The organism is Streptomyces sp. Pv4-95 (assembly GCF_045782725.1).
GTDB lineage: Bacteria > Actinomycetota > Actinomycetes > Streptomycetales > Streptomycetaceae > Streptomyces.
Genome location: NZ_CP127172.1, coordinates 4,340,827 through 4,358,381 on the forward strand (window position 1 = coordinate 4,340,827; position 17,555 = coordinate 4,358,381).

Sequence of the window (17,555 nt, forward strand, 5' to 3'; positions counted from 1 at the left end):
CACCACGGCGGGTCCTCCTGTGGCGGGGGCTCTTCCTGTGGCGGGGGTTCCTCGTGCGGGGGCGGCGGCGGTGGTGGCGGCTGTGGCGGTGGCGGTGGCGGCGGAGGTTCCTGAGGCAGCCGGGGGCCTCGGTACGGGCCGTGCCCGCACCCGTACGGAGGTCCCCCGGTCGGCACACATGCATGCGGCTCATGCCTGTTCGCATATGCACCGCGACGGTGGCCCGAGCTGCATCAACGCCCCTCAGCGGCTTGGTTGTTGAACAACTGAACTGGGAGGCCCTCTAGGGGATGGAAACCCGGAGAAGATGGGTAAAAACGCTGTGGGCGAAGGGGCATTCGTGATTCCCTCTCCCTTGAGAATCCCCCAGTTCTCGGACCCCACGTGGGCACGAGCCGGCAGGCAGTCATACATCCCTGAATCCTTCTAGGGCGGGCCGGCCCACCATCCATTGCGTGCTTGCGGAGCCGACCCATGCTCAGGACCCTGAAGACGGCCTACACCGACACCCGTGCATCCGACCTCGCGTGGGCGCTGGGCAGGGAACCCCTGCCGGCCCTCGCGGTGCTGGATCTTCAACTAGACGACGCCCAGGTGCAGTTGAGACTGCTCGGGGCCTCCCATCAAGTGCTCCTCGAAGAGGAGCACGGCACCTGTTCCGAAACGGTCGCCTGCATGCCCGGGAGCAATACGCCGCTCCCGCTGGGCGTGGCCAAGCGGCTGGGGGACTGGGAGTACGAATTCGCCGCGCATGTCGAGACGCTCTCCCGTGGCTCGTTCGCGGGGCGCGCCCAGGAGCTGCTCGCCCTGGTGGCGGAACACCCGTACGGCCTGGCCGGGACGTTCCCCGGCTCACCGCACGCCTTCACCGCGATGCTGGCGCAGCGTCAGCAGGGGCAGGTGCGCTGGCGGACGTGGCACGCCTACCCGCAGGAGGGCCGCCTGGTGGCCACCCGCACCCGCGTCGGGGTGCGTGCGACGGTCGCGGCTGCCTGAGGTGCGGAGCTTCGTGGGCGGCATCCGAAATTGATGCCGCCCACGGGGTGTAGAACGGAGAGTGCACTCTTGTGGGTGACAAGGGGCCACGGAACCGTCACGTAGCGTTCATTTCATGATCGAGCCGCCAGAGCCCGCTCCCACCGGCGTCCTCGAGCCGCCGGAGGACATCAAGCCGGCCCGGCTGCCCGTACCGTCCGGGCTGGGCCGTGTGCTCGTCCTCGCCGTCGTCTTCGTCTGCGCCGCCTGCGGCCTGGTCTACGAACTCGAACTGGTCGCGCTGGCGACCTACTTGGTGGGCGACTCCGTCACCCAGGCATCCGTCGTGCTGTCCGTCATGGTCTTCGCGATGGGCATCGGTGCCCTGCTCGCCAAGCGGCTGCGCTGCCGGGCCGCGGTCGGCTTCGGCGCGGTCGAGGCGGGGCTGGCACTGGTCGGCGGCACCTCCGCGATGGCCCTCTACGCCGCGTTCGCCTGGTTGGGCCAGTCGCGCTCCGCGCTCATCGGCTTCTCGCTGGCGATCGGCGTGCTGATCGGCGCCGAGGTGCCGCTGCTGATGACGCTGATCCAGCGGGTGCGCCGGCAGGACGCGGGCGGCGCGGTCGCCGACCTCTTCGCCGCGGACTACGTCGGCGCCCTGGTCGGCGGCCTGGCGTTCCCCTTCCTGCTGCTTCCCTGCCTGGGCCAGCTGACCGGCGCCCTGGTCACCGGCGGCGTCAACGCGGTGGCCGGCGGCGCGCTCGTACTGTGGCTGTTCCGCCAGGATCTGACCCGCCGTGCGCGCTGGGCGCTGCTCGCCGTCAACGTGGTGGTGCTCGCCCTGCTCGTCGCGGGCGCGGTCCTCGCCACGCCGTTCGAACGGGCGGCCCGGAAGGCGGTCTACGGATCGGCGGCGCGGGTCGCGGTGCAGACCGGTGTCCAGGAAGTGGTGATGACCGGGGGCACCGGCGCGGGAGCCCGCGCGGGACGCGGGAGGAAAGGTTCCGGCCGCCCGCTGGCGCTCTATCTGGACGGGCGGCTGCGGGTCAGCGCGGACACCGAATTCCGCTACCACGAGGCTCTGGTGCACCCCGCGATGGCGGGCGGCCCGCACGGCCGGGTGCTGGTCCTCGGCGGCGGCGACGGTCTCGCCGTGCGCGAGATCCTGCGCTACCGCTCGGTGCGTTCGGTGACCGTCGTCGAACTCGACCCCGGCCTGATGCGGCTGGCGCGCACCGACCCCGGCCTGTCCGCCCTCAACCGCCATTCCCTGAGCGACCCCCGGGTGCGGACCGTCACGGCGGACGCCTTCAGCTGGCTGCGCGGGCACGGCGGGAGAGGCGGCCGGGCGGCGCCGCGGTACGACGTCATCGTCTCCGATCTGCCCGATCCGGGGATCACCGCGAGCACCAAGCTCTACTCGCAGGAGTTCTACGGGCTCGCGGTGCGGGTGCTGGCGGCGGACGGGCGTCTGGTGGTGCACGCCGGGCCGCCGGTCGCCCGGCGACGGTCGTTCTGGACGGTGGAGGCGACGCTGCGGTCGGTGGGGCTGCGGACCGCGCCCTACCGCTTCCCGGGCAGGTTCACGGACTTCTCCGGCGGCCCGGACCGAGCCGTCGGCCTGATCGGTCCTCTCGCGCCGGAGGCGTCCACCGCCGGGGGCGCGCCGGCCGGGCCGACGACCGGGCCGATCCAGCACTGGGGCTTTCTGCTGGCCGCGCGGCAGCCGCTGAGGCCGGACGTCGCGCCCGACGCGCCCCCGCTCGCCACGGTCACCCCCAGCACCCTCCGCGCCGCCGAGCGCCAGGCCGTCCACGACCGCATCACCGGCCTGCTGCCGTCGACGCTGATGCACCCGCGCTACCGCCAGTGAGCCCGCGGCCGCCGGTTCGGCGGGGCGCGCGGGGCCTGGGCGGGTGGCGCCGGCGGGGCGGGAAGAAAGTTGCGCGGGAGCGGGCACGTGTCCCGGGGGCGCTGGGTAGGCTCCCATGTCATGGAGCATGAGGTGTACGTTCCGTTTCCCGCCGGGGCCGTGCGGCAGGCGCTCGCCGAGCCGGCGCGTGTGGCGCGCTGTGTCCCAGGGGTGCAGCTCGACGCCGATGCGGCCCCGCAGAACCCGGAGGGCCGGCTGCGACTGCGCGTCGGCAGCGCCACCATCACCTACCGCGGCACGCTGAAGATCACCGCCGAGGAGTCCCACCGCTCCGGCGCCACGGACGCGGCGGCCCCGGTGACCGTCGAGGCCCGCGGCACGGAGGCCCGGGGCGACGGCTCCGCCACGCTGACGCTGACCGTACGGCTCTCCTCGGTCACCGAGCCCGGCCCCGGCACCACGTTGACCTGCATCGGGAAGGTCAGCAGGGACGGCCGGCTCGCCGAGGTCACCGACCAGGCAGCCAGGACCGCCGGGCGCCGGCTGCTGGACCGGTTCGCGGAGAACCTGGCGGCGGATCTGGCGAAGCGGCCGGTGGACGGGGCGGCGGAGACCGCTGCCGGGTCGGGAGCGGAAGCCGCCGAGCAGGCGCCCGGTGAGCCGGAGGACTCCGGCCCGATCGACCAGAAGCCCTCCGGGGAGGCCGAGGCGCCCGGCGGGCCCGAGGCGGCCGGGCGCGGGGTGTTCGACACCGAGGTGCCACCGCCGTCGCTCGACCCGCTCAGCGATGCGGACGGCACGGGCGGCGCCCATGACGCCGACGGCGCAGACGAGGTGGACGAGGGCGACGGTTATGGCGACGGCTATGAGGGCTACGACGACGACGTCGACGGCACTCCCGCGGAGGCCGCGCACGCGCGCCGCACGATGATCGGGCGCAGCGCGGAGGAGGTCGACCACGCCCCGCCGCGCGGGCGTTACGCGCCGGTGCCGGCCCCGGAGGCGAACTCGACGTCGGCGACGCTGCGCTGGGCGGCGCCCGCCGCCGCGGTGGTGCTGGCCTCCGCGGTCGTCGTCGGCCGGGTGCTGCGCCGCCGCCGCTGAGCCGGGGCGCAGGCTCCTCGCATCGGCCACCCGTACCGGACGGGATCCGGGCGGGGCGGGCGCCTGCGGCGTGAGACGTCGGGCGCGGGGCGGGGGGCACCGTTAGGGTCGGTTCCGTGAGCACCGACAACACCGCGCAGAGCGCGTCGCAGACGCTGAACGGCGTGCGACTGGCCGCCGGGGACACCGAACTGACCGTTCATCCGGACAACGGCTGCCGCATCGGCAGCCTCCGTCTCGGGGGTACGGAGCTGTTGCGGCAGGGCGCCAAGTACGGCTGCTTCCCGATGGTCCCGTGGTGCGGGCGGCTCGATCACGGGCAGTTCCGCAGCGGGGTCTCCGTGGGCGGCCCGGGGCAACGCCACGGCGTGCTGCACCAGATGCCGATCAACGCCGACCCGCACGCAATCCACGGAACCGGCCGCAACCTTCGCTGGCGTACCGCGCGTGCGACGGCGACGACCGCCGCGTTCACCTACGACCTCGCCGATCCGGCGGCCCCGTGGCCGTACCCGGGAAAGGTCACCCAGCTCGTGGAGCTGGCCGAGGACGGGCAGTCGCTCACCCTCACCATGGGCGTCGAGGCGACCGACGACTCCTTCCCGGCGCAGGCCGGCTGGCACCCCTGGTTCGTACGCCACCTCGGCGGCCCGGAGGGTGCGGCGTCGGAGGGTGGCGACGCGGAAGTGCAGCTCGACTTCACCGCCGAGTGGCAGGAGGAGCGGGGCGAGGACCACCTCCCGACCGGACGGCGGCTCCCTCCGCAGCCGGGGCCCTGGGACGACTGCTTCGGCATGCCGCAGGGCGTGGACGTCACCCTCACCTGGCCGGGCCGGCTGGAGCTGAAGGTGGCCGGCCGCTCCGAGTGGGTGGTGATCTACGACGAGCAGGAGGCGGCGGTGTGCGTCGAGCCGCAGTCGGGTCCGCCCAACGGTCTCAACACCCGGCCGCGCCTGGTCACCCCGATCGACCCGCTGGAGATCTCCACGACGTGGAGCTGGCGCTCACTGGCCTGAGCAGGCGGACCGGCTCCTTCCGCAGAGCCCGCCGCCGCAGAGCCCGCCGCCTGGGACATGCCGCCGTGCAGGCGGCAAGGCCCGCCCGCCGCCTCGGCCCCCGGCCCGGCCCATGGCGTCCTGAGCTGGCCTAAGCTCATCCGCATGAGCGAGGACGTCAACGAAGTAATGCCGGGCGACACGCGCGGCGCGCTGCTGCAGCAGATCAAGGACAAGGCCGTGGTGCACGGCCGGGTGACGCTTTCCTCCGGCAAGGAGGCCGATTACTACATCGACCTGCGCCGGATCACCCTGGACGGCGAGGCCGCGCCGCTGGTGGGCCGGCTGATGCTGGACCTCACCGCGGACCTGGACTACGACGCGGTCGGCGGGCTGACGCTCGGCGCCGACCCCGTCGCGACGTCGATGCTGCACGCCTCCGCCGCGCGCGGTGGGCGGCTGGACGCCTTCGTCGTACGCAAGGCGCAGAAGGCGCACGGTATGCAGCGCCGTATCGAGGGACCGGACATCAAGGGCCGCCGGGTGCTGATCGTCGAGGACACCTCGACCACCGGTGGCTCGCCGCTGACCGCCGTCGAGGCGGCCCGTGAGGCCGGCGCCGAAGTCGTTGCGGTCGCGACGATCGTCGACCGCGGCGCCTCCTCCGCCATCGCCGAGGCGGGTCTGCCGTACCTCACCGGCTACCAGCTCGGTGACCTCGGCCTGGGCTGATTGCCGGCGGCCGGACCTCGCGCACACCGGGGCGGACGGTGCCGTGAGCGAGCGGCAACGAAGTCGTGATGTCGGGCGTGGAAACAGGCACGCGCTGCCCTGACCAGTGGCTTTCCCAAGGGGTGGACGGTTTCACGTGAAACCGTCCACCCCTTGGTCATGCGCACCGTGCTAGGGATGTGGAGCAAACGGCCGAGTCTGGGAAGATGAGCCCGGCGAAGTCGTCGCCCCCTGGTCAGGGCCAAGAACGCACACCCGCATACACAAGGAGCGGACAGATGCCCATCGCAACTCCCGAGGTCTACAACGAGATGCTGGACCGGGCGAAGGCAGGCAAGTTCGCCTATCCGGCCATCAATGTGACCTCGACGCAGACTCTGCACGCAGCGCTGCGTGGTTTCGCCGAGGCCGAGAGCGACGGCATCATCCAGATCTCCACCGGTGGTGCGGAGTTCCTGGGTGGCCAGTACAACAAGGACATGGTGACCGGCGCGGTCGCGCTCGCCGAGTTCGCGCACGTCGTGGCGGACAAGTACGACATCACCGTCGCACTGCACACCGACCACTGCCCCAAGGACAAGCTCGAAGGGTATGTGCGCCCGCTGCTCGACGTCTCCGCGGAGCGCGTCGCCAAGGGCCTCAACCCGCTCTTCCAGTCCCACATGTGGGACGGCTCGGCCGAGACCCTCGCGGACAACCTGTCCATCGGTCAGGAGCTGCTCGCCAAGGCCGCCGCCGCCAAGATCATCCTTGAGGTCGAGATCACCCCGACCGGTGGCGAGGAGGACGGCGTCACCCACGAGATCAACGACGAGCTCTACACCACGGTCGACGACGCGCTGCGCACCGCCGAGGCGCTGGGCCTGGGCGAGAAGGGCCGCTACCTCCTGGCCGCCTCCTTCGGCAACGTGCACGGCGTCTACAAGCCCGGCAATGTCGTGCTGCGTCCCGAGCTGCTGAAGGACCTGCAGGAGGGCGTCGGCGCCAAGTACGGCAAGACCGCTCCGTTCGACTTCGTCTTCCACGGCGGCTCCGGCTCCACCGAGCAGGAGATCGCCACCGCGCTGGAGAACGGCGTGGTCAAGATGAACCTGGACACCGACACCCAGTACGCCTTCACCCGCCCGGTCGCGGACCACATGTTCCGCAACTACGACGGTGTGCTGAAGGTCGATGGCGAGGTCGGCAACAAGAAGACCTACGACCCGCGCAGCTGGGGCAAGCTGGCCGAGGCCGGCATGGCCAAGCGTGTGACCGAGGCTTGCGCCAACCTGCGCTCCACGGGCACCCGGATCAAGTAGTCCGCGGCGGGAGGGGCGGCGGATCCGCGCCGCTCCGACCGTTCGGGAAGGGCTCCGCATCCTCCAGGGTGCGGAGCCCTTTCGCGTGCCGGGCGCCCGGAACGGCCCGGAGTACAGGGGGCGAACGGCGCCGTGTGCGGGCATGCTCTGCGTATGAGTGAGCCGAGTGCGTCCGGCGCGATCCGCCTGTCCTCGCCCCAGGGCCGCTGGGTGCTGACGACGGCTGTGCTGGGTTCCGGCATGGCGATGCTCGACAGCACCGTCGTCAATGTGGCGCTGCCAAGGATCGGCGAGGACCTGGACGCCGATCTGGCGGTCCTGCAGTGGACGGTCTCCGCCTACATGCTCACCCTCGCGGCGCTGATCCTGCTGGGCGGCGCACTGGGGGACCGCTACGGGCGGCGCCGGATCTTCGTCATCGGCGTGGTGTGGTTCGCCGCGGCCTCGCTGCTGTGCGGACTGGCGCCGAACGCCGCGGTGCTGATCGCCGCCCGCGGGCTGCAGGGCGTCGGCGGGGCGCTGCTCACCCCGGGCTCGCTGGCGCTGATGCAGGCCGTCTTCCACCCGGACGACCGGGCGCGGGCGGTCGGCGCCTGGTCCGGGCTGGGCGGTGTGGCCGCGGCGGTCGGGCCCTTCCTCGGCGGCTGGCTGGTGGACGGGCCGGGATGGCGCTGGGTGTTCTTCGTCAATGTGCCGCTGGCGGCGGTGTGCGTGCCGGTGGCGCTGCGGTTCGTACCGGAGACCCGCGAGCGGGACGCGAAGGAGCACCGGGGCTTCGACGTGCCGGGTGCGGTGCTGGGCGCACTGTCCCTGGCCGGGGTCACCTATGCGCTGATCGCGGCGCCGGACCGGGGGGCCGCACCGGGGGTGATCGTTCCGGCGGTGGCCGGGGTGCTGCTCGGCGTGGTCTTCCTGCACGTCGAGCGGCGGCGGCAGGACCCGATGATGCCGCCGTCGATCTTCGCCATCCGCCAGTTCACCGCCATCAACGCGGTCACCGTGTGCGTCTACGCGGCATTCGGCGGATTCTTCTTCCTCGCCGTGCTCCAGCTCCAGGTCGTGGTGGGCTACTCGGCGCTGGCGGCCGGGACGGCGCTGCTGCCCACCACCGTGATGATGCTGCTGCTCTCCGCCCGTTCCGGGGAGCTGGGCCAGCGGATCGGGCCGCGGATCCCGCTCACCGTCGGGCCCGTGCTGTGTGCGGCGGGGATGCTGCTGATGCTGCGGGTCGGGGTCGGTTCCTCCTACCTGGCGGATGTGCTGCCCGCCCTGGTGGTGCTGGGCGCCGGGATGGTGACGCTGGTCGCGCCGCTGACCGCGACCGTCCTGGCGTCCGTGGACGTGGACCGGGCCGGCCTGGCCAGCGGCATCAACAACGCCGCGGCGCGCGCCGCCGGGCTCATCGCGGTGGCCGCGCTGCCGCTGCTGGTGGGCATGGGCCCGGAGTCGTACCGCTCGGCTGAGGAGTTCGGCTCGACGTTCCGGCGGGCCATGCCGCTGTGCGCGGGTGTGCTGCTGGTGGGCGCGCTGATCGCGTGGCTGACGGTGCGGACCAATGTCCTGCGCGGCGCGGCGGTCGAGGAGCCGTGCCACCCCGAGGTCAACTACCACTGCGGGGTGAGCGCGCCGCCGCTGGATCCGGGGGAGACACGTCGGCCCGCACCGGAAGCGAGGGCCTAGGCCGCGTCCGGGCGGTACGAACGGCCCTGACCGGCCCGAACCCTCCCCGGTGGGCCCCGCAGACGCCCGGCCGCGCCCCCCGCCGCCCGGGAGATGCCGGGCGCTTGCCGTCCCCGGGACCAGGCAGACTGGGAGCATGGCCATTCACGAGAACCTTCTCGGGGGACCGCCCCCGACCCATCTGCCCGACGACCCCGAGCCCCGCGAGATGCTCGCGGCGGGCACGGCGCCGTCCGATGTCGCCGCGAAGTACCCGACCTCCTCCTTGGCCTGGGCGCAGCTCGCCGACGACGCCTTCGAGGGCGGCCGGACCGTCGAGTCCTACGCCTACGCCCGCACCGGCTACCACCGCGGCCTGGACGCACTGCGCCGGGCCGGCTGGAAGGGCCACGGCCCGGTGCCCTTCGAGCACGAGCCCAACCGGGGCTTCCTGCGGGCACTGCACGCCCTCGCCCGCGCCGCGCAGGCGATCGGCGAGCAGGAGGAGTACGAGCGCTGCTCGACCTTCCTGCGGGACTCCTCGCCGACCGCCGCCGACACGCTCACCTGAGAGCGGCCGGGGGCTGCCCCGGCGGTGTCCGGCCGGCCCGTGCGACAGCCGAGAGGCGCCTGTGAGCGCGCCGGGCAGGCTTCCTGGTAGCGGCCGCAGGGCACTCCACCCGAGCCGTCAGGTGCCGTCCCGGCGCGCTCCGAGCGGCCCTTTTCCGCCGCCGCGGAGGGGGCGCCGGGCGCCGCCGGGCCGACGCACCGGGCAGTGACCGAGGGCCGGCCGCGTGATCGCGGTCGGCCCTTGCGCGGTCGCTGTCCAGCACGGATGATTTCCCTGGGCCCGGATCGTTCCGCGCCCGAGGGGACCGGGGCTCCCGAGCCGACAAGGAAGGGGCGGACCGCTACCCGGTAGTTCGCACTGAGGAGTCCCTCATGTCGCAGCCTTCTCCCCATCACAGCGTCGAGGAACCGGGCCGCGCCCCGGCCGGTGGCGCCGAGGTCCCCTTCGAGCCGGAGCAGGACCCGCCGTTCGCCCCCGATCTGAGCATCGGCAGCAGCACCACCACCCCGTACGAGGACTACGTCCAGGCGGGCGTCCTCACCCACCTGCAGCACCCGCTCTCCGACGACCCCGGCGAGATGGTCTTCCTGGTCACCACCCAGGTGATGGAGCTGTGGTTCACCGTCATCGTCCATGAGTGGCACACCGCGGCCGAGGCCCTGCGCCGCGACGACCTGACGGTGGCGATGGACGCGCTCAAGCGCTCCACCTACGAGCTGGAGGCGCTGAACGCCGCCTGGAAGCCGCTCGCCCGGCTGACCCCCGCGCAGTTCAACGCCTACCGCAGCGCGCTCGGCGAGGGATCCGGCTTCCAGTCCGCGATGTACCGCCGGCTGGAGTTCCTGCTCGGTGAGAAGTCCGCCTCGATGCTGGTGCCGCACCGCGGTGCGCCGCGCGAGCACGCCGAGCTGGAGAAGGCCCTCCAGGAGCCGAGCCTGTGGGACGAGGTGCTGCGGCTGCTCGCGCGCCGCGGCCACGCCGTCCCGGAGGCCGTGCTCCGGCGGGACCCGGCGCAGCGGCACGAGGCGGACCCGGCGGTCGAGGCCGTCTGGGCGGAGATCTACGCCGGTGGCCAGGAGTCCGAGCTGGTCCGGCTCGGTGAGGCGCTGACCGATGTCGCCGAACTGGTCTGGCGCTGGCGCAACGACCACCTGGTGGCGACCAGGCGGGCGATGGGAGCGAAGATGGGCACCGGTGGTTCCGCGGGGGTGGCCTGGCTGGAGAAGCGGGCCCGCAAGAACGTCTTCCCCGAGCTGTGGACGGCGCGCAGCCATGTCTGACGCCGCCGAGAACCCCCTGGGCCCGGATGCGCCCCCGGCTCGTGAACACGCCGGGCGCGCCGAGCAGTTGGATGTCGCCGATCCGCTCGGCGCGCTCCGTGACCGCTTCGTCCTCGACGACACCGTCTACCTCGACGGCAACTCGCTCGGCGCGCTGCCCCGTGCGGTGCCCGACCGGGTGGCCGATGTCATCGCCCGCGAGTGGGGCGAGCTGCGCATCCGCTCGTGGTCCGAATCCGGCTGGTGGACGGCGCCCGAGCGGATCGGCGACAAGATCGCGCCGCTGATCGGGGCGGCGCCCGGCCGCGTCGTGGTCGGCGACTCCACCAGCGTCAACCTCTTCAAGGCCGTGGTCGCCGGGATACGCATGGCAGGCAAGGGCTGCACGGAGATCCTCGTCGACGCCACGACCTTCCCGACCGACGGCTACATCGCCCGGTCCGCGGCCCGGATGACCGGTCTCGCGGTGCGCCCCGTCGAGCCCGCCAGGATCGGCGACGAGGTCACCGAGCGGACCGCGCTGGCGCTGGTCAACCACGTCGACTACCGCACCGGCCGGCTCAACGACCTGCCCGGCATCACCGCCGCCCTGCACTCCGCGGGTGCGCTGGCGGTCTGGGACCTGTGCCATTCCGCCGGTGCGCTGCCGGTCGGCCTGGACGCGCACGGCGTCGACCTCGCCGTCGGCTGCACGTACAAGTACCTCAACGGCGGGCCGGGTTCGCCCGCGTATCTCTACGTACGCGAAAGCCTCCAGGAGCGGTTCGACTCGCCGCTGCCCGGCTGGAATTCGCACGCCGAGCCGTTCGGGATGGACCCCGACTACGCCCCGGCCGACGGCATCGTCCGCGGCCGGGTCGGCACCCCTGACATCCTGTCGCTGCTCGCGCTGGAGGCGGCGCTGGTGGCCTGGGACGGCGTCACCATCGAGGACGTCCGCGCCAAGAGCCTGGCGCTGACGGACTTCTTCCTCGACTGCGTGGCGGCGTACGCACCGCAGGGCCGGGTCCGCTCGGTCACCCCCGCCGAGCACCAGCGGCGGGGCAGCCAGGTGTCGCTGGCGTGCGCGGACGCGGGCGAGGTGATGGCGGGGCTGATCCGGCGGGGAGTGGTCGGCGACTTCCGCCACCCCGACGTCCTGCGCTTCGGTTTCACCCCGCTCTACACCTCCTTCGCGGACGCCGAACAGGCCGCCTGGGTGCTCGGCGAGGTGCTGCGGGCGCAGCCCGAGGTGGAGGCGGGGGCGACCGGGGGCCGCGGGTGAGCGCACCGGACGAGGAGACGGCGCTGCTGGGGCTCGCCCCGGTGGCGCCGGACCGGACGGTCGCGTACGGCCCGCATCCGGACCAGATCGTCGACTTCTACGCACCGCCGCCCGCCGCGGTCACCGCCCGGGCGGCGCGCTGCGGGCCGGTCGTGCTGCTGCACGGCGGGTTCTGGCGGGCCGCCTACGACCGGCGGCATCTCTCGCCGCTCGCCGCCGAACTGGCCCGGCAAGGGCTGCGGGTCGCCCTCGCCGAGTACCGCAGGGTCGGGGCGGGCGGTGGGGCGCCGCGCACCTTCGAGGACGTGGCGGCGGCCATCGGGACGGTCGTGGCCGAGACGGCCGGGCCGGGCACCGCGGACGCCGGCGGCCTCGTCCTGGTCGGGCACTCCGCGGGCGGCCATCTCGCGCTGCTCGCCGCCGCCCGCCCCGGCATCCCCGTGGGCCGGGTCATCGCGGTCTCCCCGGTCGCCGACCTCGCCCGCGCGCACGAGCTCGGCCTGAGCGATGGCGCGGTCGCCGAGCTGGTCGCGCCGCCGCCGGGGCAGGACGGCGAGGCTCCCGCGCTCGCGGAGCGGATCGCCGCGGCCGACCCCGCACGCCGCCCGCCGGCGGGCCTGCCCGTCACGATCCTGCACGGCACCGACGACCCCGACGTCCCGCTGGACATCTCGCGCCGTTATCTCGCCGCGGCCACGGCAGCGGCGGCGGACGGCGGTGCGGCCACCACGACGCTGCGCGAGCTGCCCGGCGTCGGCCACTACGCCCCCGTGACGCCCGGCACGACGGCGTACGGCATGCTGCTCGACGCGCTTCTCGGCGGGTCCGGCGCACCCTCCGACCTGCGCGGCGGCGTTCTCCCGCCGCGTAGTACCTGAGGGGGACGCCGAGAGATCCCCATTGGTGAGGACGCACGCACGGCCGGCACTGCCTACCGTTGTCCCGTGAACGAGACGACCCAGACGCAGGGCACCCTGCGCTCAGAGGCCCGGATAGCCCGTGGCGCCCTGCACCGACTGCGCCAGGACCTGTTCGTCGGGGCCTTCGCCTTCCGCCCGATGCCGCCGCTGGAGGACGCCAAGGTGGCCCGCTGGGTTCCCTGGCTGCCGCGGAAGATGCGGGGCTGGGCACGCTGGCTGCCGCACTCCGCCATCGGGTTCTTCTCGGCCTGCGTCTTCCTGGGGACGTTCGGCATGGTGTACGGCGGCCCGCTGCGCGGCGTGATCACCGTCGGCCTGTGCGCGCTGATCGCCGCCACGCCGATGCTCACCCTCTTCCGGCCGGTCGGCGCGTACTGGCTGTCGCTGGGCGCGTTCGTCGTCACGCTGATCGGCGCCTCGTACTTCGACACCTACGGCTTGGACCCGTGGGGGGCGGTGTTCCCCACGCACCTCGCGGTGATGACGCTGGTCGTGCTGCGCACCCGGCCGCGGCTCGCGGTGGAGATGTGGGTGGTCACCTTCGGCCTGGGGGCCGTGGTGTCGCTGTTCGACGGGTTCGAGTCGTCGAACTGGCCGCCGGTCGCGGTGTTCTCCGCGGTGGTGCTGGTCTCGGCCGCCGCGGTGCGGGCCTGGCGCGAGGAGCGCCGGCAGGTCGTCGAGACGCAGACCGTCACGCAGGAGGAGCGCTCCCGGCGCACGCTGCTGGAGGAGCGCGCCACCATCGCCCGCGAGCTGCACGACGTCGTCGCGCACCACATGTCCGTCATCGCCATCCAGGCGGAGGCCGCCCCGTACCGCGTCGAGAACACCCCGCCCGAGCTCGCCACGTCCTTCGCGACGATCCGTGAGAACGCCGTCGCCGCGCTCACCGAGCTGCGCCGCATCCTGGGCGTGGTCCGCTCCGAGGACCCGGACGCCTTCGTGGAGAGCGACCCCGAAGCCCCGCAGCCGACCCTCGCCACCCTCGACGCGCTGCTCACCAGCGTCCGGGGCGCGGGGCTGACCGTCGAGGCGGTGATCACCGGCGCCGCACGGCCGCTGCCGCAGGGCGTCGAGCTGTCGGCGTACCGCATCGTCCAGGAGGCGCTGAGCAACGCGTTGCGGCACTCGCCCGGAGCCGAGGCGCGGGTCGAGATCTCCTACGTCCTGGGCGGCATCGGCCTGCGCATCGTCAACGGCGTGCCGAGCCGGCTCGCCAAGCCGTCCCCGGGGGCGGGGCACGGCATGCTGGGGATGCGCGAGCGGGTGCAGATGCTGGGTGGCGAGATGACGGCCGACCACACCGCGGAGGGCGGCTTCGAGGTCGCCGCGTTCCTCCCGGTGACGAGCACGGCGGCAGGGGAGGGCACGGCATGATCCGGGTACTGATCGTCGACGACCAGGTCATGGTCCGCGAGGGCTTCTCGGTCCTGCTGAACGCCATGCCGGACATCGAGGTCGTCGGCGAGGCCGTAGACGGCCGCCAGGCGGTGCGCGAGGTGGCGCTGCGCAAGCCCGATGTGGTCCTGATGGACATCCGGATGCCGGTGATGAACGGCCTGGAGGCGACCCGGGAGATCGTCGCCGCCGACGCGGACGCCAAGGTGCTGGTGCTGACCACCTTCGACCTGGACGAGTACGTCTACCAGGCGCTGCGCTCCGGAGCCAGCGGCTTCCTCCTCAAGGACGCCTCGGCCGGCCAGCTCGCCGAGGGCGTACGGATCGTCGCCTCCGGCGAGGCGCTGCTCGCGCCGACCGTCACCAAGCGGCTGATTTCGGAGTTCTCCCGGCTGGGCACGCCCCGCGCGCCCGCCCAGGAACGCATCGGGGATCTGACGGAGCGGGAGACGGAGGTCCTGGTGCTGGTGGCGCAGGGGCTGTCGAACGGCGAGATCGCCGAGCATCTGGTCGTCGCGGAGTCGACGGTGAAGACGCACGTCAGCCGGATCCTGGTGAAGCTCGGGCTGCGGGACCGCACGCAGGCGGCGGTGTTCGCGTACGAGGCCCGGCTGGTCACGCCGGGCGGCTGAATTGTTTGTCCACAGCCTGTGGACAGTGATGCGGGTGCGACGCCTGCCGGTCACCGGCGCCGGCGCCGACCCCGCCCACTCCGGCGGCGCACAGCGGAAAGTGCGCCGCCGGAGTCCGCCACAGCTCCGGCGGCGCACGAGGAGGGGCGGCCGGCACGGTCCCGGCCGCCGGGTGTCAGCCCAGGTCGCGACGGCGGAAGCCGGTGAGCCCCGCGGCGGCGAAGAGCACGGCCAGGGCCGTCAGCCAGAGGAACGGGGCAGCGGTGGCCTCGGCGCCGGGCAGCTTGGGCAGATGGCCGAACGGCGAGAGGTCCATCACCAGCTGCGGGAACTCCAGGGTCGGTCCGATCCAGCCGATCGCGAGGCAGCCGCCCACCAAGGCCCAGACGGCGGTGGTCGCCTTCGGCAGCAGACCGAACAGCAGCACCGCCAGGCCGGCGAGCGTCCAGACCGCCGGGACCTGGGCGAGGGCCGCGCCGAGCACCGGAGCGACCCGGCCGCCGAGGCCGCCGGCCGTGACGCCGTAGCTGACGCCCAGTGCCAGGCCGCCGAAGGCCAGCACCACGACCGGGCCGAGGAACGCGACGACCAGGTGGCTGCACGCCCAGCGCAGGCGGCCGACGGCGGCGGCCAGCACCGGCTCGGCGCGGTCGTCGGTCTCCTCACCGCGCAGCCGGAGCACCGCGCCGGTCGCGAAGATCGCCGCGATCATGCCGAGCAGGCCGGTCATCGTGGCCAGGAAGGCGTCGGTCAGGCCCGCCTGGCCGCCCATCCGTTCGAAGATCTCGCGGGTCCGCGGGTTGTCGCCCACCATGTCGGCGGCGCCGTTCGCGATCCCGCCGAACACGGCGCCCGCACACACGAAGCCGAGCGTCCAGCCCAGCAGGGTGGTGCGTTGCAGCCGCCAGGCCAGGCCGAAGGGGCCGGCGAGGGACGCGGGTGCGTGGGCCCTGCCGGGACGGGCCGGCAGGAAGCTCATCCCGAGGTCGCGGCGGGCCGTCAGGGCGTACGCGGCGCAGACGGTGAGCGCCGTGCCCGCCAGGAAGAGCAGCGCCGTCCCCCAGCGCTCGCCCGCGTACGGGCGGACGTGCTCGGCCCAGCCGAGCGGCGAGATCCAGGTGAGGGGCGAGGAGGCATCGGTGGTGGCGACGTCCCCCGCGGCGCGCAGGGCGAAGAAGAGGCCCAGGACGGCGCCCGTCAGGCCCTTGGCCAGCCGGGCGCTCTCGGTGAACTGGGCGGCGATGGCGGCGAGTCCGGCGAAGAGCATGCCGGTGCCGCCGACGGTGAGGCCGAGGGCCAGGGAGCCGGCCACCGGGCGCCCGGTCCCGGCCAGCCCGCCGGTGATCAGCACGGCCAGGCCGGTGTTGGCGATCAGGGCGGTGAGCAGGGCCGCGGTCAGCGGCGCGCGGCGGCCCACCATCGCGGCCGAGAGCAGCTCCTGACGCCCCGTCTCCTCCTCCTCGCGGGTGTGCCGTACGACGATCAGCAGGCTCATCACCGCCGCGAGGACGGCGCCGAGGCCGGTCATCCGCCAGGCGACCAGCCCGCCGACGGAGTCGCTGAGGACCGGCCCGTACATCGCGCGCATCGACGCGTTGGCGGTCATCGAGGCCGCCAGGCCGGCGCGCTCGGCGGCGCCGTCGTAGAGCTTCTCGATGGACGACCCGGTGCCGGCGACGGTGAGGCCGAGCACCAGCACCCAGGCCGGGATCATCAGCCGGTCGCGGCGCAGCGCGAGGCGCAACAGGGCTCCGGTGCCCGCCAGATGGCGGGAGGGGCCGGGGGCGGCGGCCGCGGAGACGGTGGCGGTGGCGGTGGTCATCAGGCGCTCGCCTCTTCGGTGCGGACCTCGTCCTGGTAGTGGCGCAGGAAGAGTTCCTCCAGGGTGGGCGGGGTGCTGGTCAGGCTGCGGACGCCGGACGCGCTGAGCGACTGCAGCACGGCGTCGAGCTTGTCGGTGTCGGCCTGGAACCTGACGCGGTGGCTGCGGCCGCCGGCGAGCGGCTGGTGCGCGAGGCCGTGGACGCCGGGGAGGTGGGCGAGGCCGTTGGGCGCGCCCGTGAGTTCGGCGACGACGGAGGTGCGGGTGAGGTGGCGCAGCTCGCCGAGCGAACCGGACTCCACGGTGCGGCCCTTGCGGATGATGCTGACGCGGTCGCACAGCGCCTCGACCTCGGACAGCACGTGGCTGGAGAGCAGCACCGTACGGCCGCGGTCGCGTTCCTCGGCGACGCAGCTCTGGAAGACCTCCTCCATGAGCGGGTCGAGGCCGGAGGTCGGCTCGTCGAGGATGAGCAGGTCGACGTCGGAGGCGAAGGCGGCGACGAGGGCGACCTTTTGACGGTTTCCCTTGGAGTAGGTGCGTCCCTTCTTGGTGGGGTCGAGTTCGAAGCGCTCCAGGAGCTCGGCCCGGCGGGCGGTGTTCAGGCGCCCGCCGCGCAGCCGGCCGTAGAGGTCGATGACCTCGCCGCCGGAGAGGTTGCGCCACAGGGTGACGTCGCCGGGCACATAGGCGACGCGGCGGTGCAGCTCGACCGCGTCGCGCCAGGGGTCCTTGCCCAGGAGTTGTGCGCTGCCGCCGTCGGCGCGCAGCAGTCCGAGCAGGACCCGGATCGTCGTGGACTTCCCCGCGCCGTTGGGCCCGAGGAAGCCGTGCACCTCGCCGGCTTGGACGTCGAGGTCGAGGCCGTCCAGCGCGTGGGTGCGGCCGAACGACTTGTGCAGGCCGGCCACCCGGATCGCGGGAGAGTGGCACGAGGGGAACGTTGCCTTCGTCATGTTTTTGAAGCTACGCTCATTTCACAAATTTGTGAAGTTAAGAAAGCGTATAAAGTCGGGAGGGGCGGCTCTG

15 protein-coding genes are annotated in these 17,555 nt (G+C 73.3%); 13 read left to right on the forward strand and 2 right to left on the reverse strand.

What is annotated here, in order from left to right:
- Nucleotides 1-474 precede the first annotated feature (474 nt).
- From QOM21_RS19005 to QOM21_RS19065, 13 genes are all read left to right on the forward strand, one after another.
- Nucleotides 475-996: a DUF2617 family protein gene (locus tag QOM21_RS19005; RefSeq protein WP_407551657.1), complete on the forward strand. Its 522-nt coding sequence runs from the start codon at nucleotides 475-477 to the stop codon at nucleotides 994-996.
- A 115-nt stretch (nucleotides 997-1,111) separates the two neighbouring features.
- Nucleotides 1,112-2,848 carry a polyamine aminopropyltransferase gene (locus QOM21_RS19010; protein ID WP_407551659.1) on the forward strand — a complete coding sequence of 579 codons (1,737 nt, stop codon included), beginning with the start codon at nucleotides 1,112-1,114 and terminating at the stop codon, nucleotides 2,846-2,848.
- Nucleotides 2,849-2,968: 120 nt separating this feature from the next.
- A complete protein-coding gene (locus QOM21_RS19015) occupies nucleotides 2,969-3,952 on the forward strand; it encodes an SRPBCC domain-containing protein (protein ID WP_407551660.1) in 984 nt (327 codons plus the stop codon).
- 116 nt (nucleotides 3,953-4,068) lie between these two features.
- Nucleotides 4,069-4,968 carry an aldose 1-epimerase gene (locus QOM21_RS19020; RefSeq protein ID WP_407551662.1) on the forward strand — a complete coding sequence of 300 codons (900 nt, stop codon included), beginning with the start codon at nucleotides 4,069-4,071 and terminating at the stop codon, nucleotides 4,966-4,968.
- 168 nt (nucleotides 4,969-5,136) lie between these two features.
- A complete protein-coding gene (gene pyrE / locus QOM21_RS19025) occupies nucleotides 5,137-5,679 on the forward strand; it encodes an orotate phosphoribosyltransferase (protein WP_407555721.1) in 543 nt (180 codons plus the stop codon).
- 278 nt (nucleotides 5,680-5,957) lie between these two features.
- Nucleotides 5,958-6,980: a class II fructose-bisphosphate aldolase gene (gene fbaA / locus QOM21_RS19030; protein WP_407551664.1), complete on the forward strand. Its 1,023-nt coding sequence runs from the start codon at nucleotides 5,958-5,960 to the stop codon at nucleotides 6,978-6,980.
- A gap of 153 nt (nucleotides 6,981-7,133) precedes the next feature.
- Nucleotides 7,134-8,660 (forward strand): MFS transporter, encoded by a 1,527-nt coding sequence (locus QOM21_RS19035; RefSeq protein ID WP_407551665.1) that lies wholly within the window; start codon nucleotides 7,134-7,136, stop codon nucleotides 8,658-8,660.
- 136 nt (nucleotides 8,661-8,796) lie between these two features.
- Nucleotides 8,797-9,210 (forward strand): DUF3151 domain-containing protein, encoded by a 414-nt coding sequence (locus QOM21_RS19040; RefSeq protein WP_407551667.1) that lies wholly within the window; start codon nucleotides 8,797-8,799, stop codon nucleotides 9,208-9,210.
- Nucleotides 9,211-9,581: 371 nt separating this feature from the next.
- Nucleotides 9,582-10,490 (forward strand): tryptophan 2,3-dioxygenase family protein, encoded by a 909-nt coding sequence (locus QOM21_RS19045; RefSeq protein WP_407551669.1) that lies wholly within the window; start codon nucleotides 9,582-9,584, stop codon nucleotides 10,488-10,490.
- Nucleotides 10,483-11,754: a kynureninase gene (kynU, locus tag QOM21_RS19050; RefSeq protein ID WP_407551671.1), complete on the forward strand. Its 1,272-nt coding sequence runs from the start codon at nucleotides 10,483-10,485 to the stop codon at nucleotides 11,752-11,754. Before QOM21_RS19045 ends, kynU begins: the two co-directional genes overlap by 8 nt.
- Nucleotides 11,751-12,632 (forward strand): alpha/beta hydrolase family protein, encoded by an 882-nt coding sequence (locus QOM21_RS19055; RefSeq protein WP_407551673.1) that lies wholly within the window; start codon nucleotides 11,751-11,753, stop codon nucleotides 12,630-12,632. The genes kynU and QOM21_RS19055 overlap by 4 nt, the downstream gene beginning before the upstream one ends.
- A 66-nt stretch (nucleotides 12,633-12,698) precedes the next feature.
- A complete protein-coding gene (locus tag QOM21_RS19060) occupies nucleotides 12,699-14,051 on the forward strand; it encodes a sensor histidine kinase (RefSeq protein WP_407551674.1) in 1,353 nt (450 codons plus the stop codon).
- On the forward strand, nucleotides 14,048-14,704 hold the full coding sequence (locus tag QOM21_RS19065; protein WP_407551676.1) for a response regulator: 657 nt from the start codon (nucleotides 14,048-14,050) through the stop codon (nucleotides 14,702-14,704). The genes QOM21_RS19060 and QOM21_RS19065 overlap by 4 nt, the downstream gene beginning before the upstream one ends.
- Nucleotides 14,705-14,879: 175 nt before the next feature.
- Here the strand turns inward: QOM21_RS19065 and QOM21_RS19070 are convergent, their stop codons facing one another.
- Nucleotides 14,880-16,526 carry an ABC transporter permease gene (locus QOM21_RS19070; protein ID WP_407551678.1) on the reverse strand — a complete coding sequence of 549 codons (1,647 nt, stop codon included), beginning with the start codon at nucleotides 16,524-16,526 and terminating at the stop codon, nucleotides 14,880-14,882.
- Nucleotides 16,526-17,482 (reverse strand): ATP-binding cassette domain-containing protein, encoded by a 957-nt coding sequence (locus tag QOM21_RS19075; protein ID WP_407551680.1) that lies wholly within the window; start codon nucleotides 17,480-17,482, stop codon nucleotides 16,526-16,528. Before QOM21_RS19075 ends, QOM21_RS19070 begins: the two co-directional genes overlap by 1 nt.
- Nucleotides 17,483-17,555 lie beyond the last annotated feature (73 nt).